At 48.1% G+C, this 2,369-nt stretch carries 2 protein-coding genes; both read right to left on the bottom strand.

Annotated features, from left to right (window positions below):
* Nucleotides 1–87 precede the first annotated feature (87 nt).
* The gene (locus Q0954_RS33640) at nucleotides 88–975 is read right to left on the bottom strand and encodes a hypothetical protein (protein ID WP_002704294.1); all 888 of its coding nucleotides are present in this window, start codon (nucleotides 973–975) and stop codon (nucleotides 88–90) included.
* Nucleotides 976–1,072: 97 nt separating this feature from the next.
* On the bottom strand, nucleotides 1,073–2,369 hold a 1,297-nt coding region (locus tag Q0954_RS33635; protein ID WP_299466366.1), incomplete at its 5' end, for a head maturation protease, ClpP-related.

Genomic DNA, 2,369 nt, shown 5'->3' with positions numbered 1-2,369 from the left:
AGTAGAATGGCTTCGCCCAACCATAAAACCATAGAGCCATAAAACCATTTAAAATGGAACAATGAGCGTAGCAACAACAATTGATTTTTACCCCACAATTGCCCCTACCGCACGGTTGGCTTTGGGCAACGCCACAAAGTACAGGCGGAAGCCCACTTCGTGCTGGCGCAAACGAGGGTTGTTTTCAGAGCGTTGCCAGTACATTTTTACCTCCCGGTCGCGTGCCTTAAACATCTCCGAGTTTACAAAACCTACGCTGGCAATGCGGTCAGTGCCAGGGTTGTATAAACTGCCAAAAGCTTTCTTGATGCCGCTGGTGGCATAATAAGGCAAAGAGGTGTATTCGCCGATCATAAAGCCATACAAACGAAGGGGTTGCCCTTCTCTAATATTTGCGTACTGGTCACGAAAGCTTTCGTGGGTAGTAATCAAATCCTGGACGTGGGCAGGCGAAAGAATCAACTCTCGGCCTTGTTTGGGCACATTGGCATCATCCCAACGGCGTTTGAGGTGAGCCACATCGCCGGGCACCATACGGTTCCGGGTAATCCCATCTTCGCTCACCGCTTCGCCACTGGTCACAATCACCGGAGTGCGCGCGGTATTGCTTGCCGGGGCAAAAGCGTGAATGGCCTTGTCGCCCGTTGCCTCGCGCATCGATTCGGTGTGTTTGGTGGTGGTTTCGCCCATTTTATCAATCGAAATGGCGTACAAGGTATCGTCCGATACTGAGGTGTTTTCGGTGTCAAACTTGTCCAGGCTGATGGCCACATCCGAGTCCACGTCGTTTACCGTGGCAATGGGGTAAGTACTGTTATTGATGAGTACTTTGGGGTCGGCTCCCAACTCGGTAAGGTGAATTACTTTGTTATTGACCAGATCGCTGCGATCTGGAATGCGATTCATAAATGAGGTATCTTTTCTGAACTTGCGAATTACCTCGCCCGTCCAGATTTCCTTATGAACTCCTGCCATGATTTTTTTTAAATATTTAGTGTAAATGTTTTGAAATAATCGGAAGGCTGAAAAACTGAAAAAGCTCCTGACTCCCGACTCTTGACTAAAAAACAGCTTAAAGCACTGGCTCGGTACCGTATTCCTTGCGGAACAGCTCTTTGTAAAGCACCGGGTTTTCTTCTTTGATCAGCATCAGCTTTTCAGGAAACTGGTTGGAGAGTTCGCTGAAGCTCAACTCCTCAAAACCAGCGTTTGCTCCGGCTTCGTGGCTACTTGTACCCATAGCCTTAATCTTACTGACCAGGTTAGGGTGGGTAGGCATATCGGCAAGCGTATCGCGCACCATGTCATAGTTGTCGTAGGCGTGGTTAAGCCATTTTTCCTTTTTTACCGGGGCAATTTTCCCTTCTTTGATGGCATTCTCTACCAAGGCAATGGCTTCATGTTTTTTCATTTCGGCTACCTCATCGTGTAACCTTTTCTTTTCGTTTTCCAGGTTTTCGACATTGGTTTTGTAGCTCTCAATTTTGAGGTCAAGCGATTTAAGGCGTTTGATCTCGTTTCTGAGTCCTTCGACATGTCCAAGAATGCCGTCACGTCCCGCATCGGTGGGTAGCCCACAGGCATTGAGCACAGCGGTCAGGTCGCCTTTATAGCCTTGCACCTCGTTCCGGAGCTGCTCGGCTTGTTCAGGGGTTAAATCCATCGTTGTATCTTGAATTTTAGGTGTTGTTGGTTTGGGTGAAATTTCAAAGGGGTACTCATTGAAAATATCAAAGAGACTTGCCGCATCGTTTCCGGCCGCTGCCACAGACGGCGCCAGGTTTTTCTTTTTGGGGTGTTCAAATACCTCATCCACAAAGCCCTGGCGTTTGGCTTCGTTGGCGCTCAGCCAGGTAGTTTGGTTCATCATGACAGATAAATCCTCTACCTTTTGTCCCGTGCGGGTAGCAAGCAGGGTGAGCAACATTTCTTTGACCTGCATCAAGGTCTCGTGTTGCTCTATCCCGCCATTTTGAGTGCCATTTTTACCCCCAATAAAAGGGTTGTGGAGCATCAATTTGGCAAAATTGCACATGCCTACTTTTTTGCCACATACCGCAATCAGCCCCGCAATGCTCAGGGCAAGCCCATCTACATAAGTATCAATGCGCACATTAGGCGTACTTTGGTTGATGTTGAGAATGGCGGCACAAATAGACAAGCCGTCGGTGATTTTACCCCCTGGTGAGTTGATCCGCACGTTGATGCGGCGAAAGCGTTTCGCTAACCGAAACAGTTCTTCAGCAAAGCGTCGTCCGGAGATACCTTTGCCTTCTTCATCTACCCCGATTTTGTCATAGAGTAAAATATGGGCAACCTCTCCTGCGGCGTTCTGAATGTTAAAATACTTGTATTCTTCCATGCAGTTT

The sequence above is a fragment of the uncultured Microscilla sp. genome (assembly GCF_947493425.1).
Taxonomy (GTDB): Bacteria; Bacteroidota; Bacteroidia; order Cytophagales; family Microscillaceae; genus Microscilla.
This window is presented reverse-complemented; position numbering and strand designations above follow the sequence as displayed.

Bases quoted from the DNA above. Each gene is read 5' to 3' on its own strand.
- Q0954_RS33640 (WP_002704294.1), bottom strand. From the start codon at position 975: ATGGCAGGAGTTCATAAGGAAATCTGGACGGGCGAGGTAATTCGCAAG.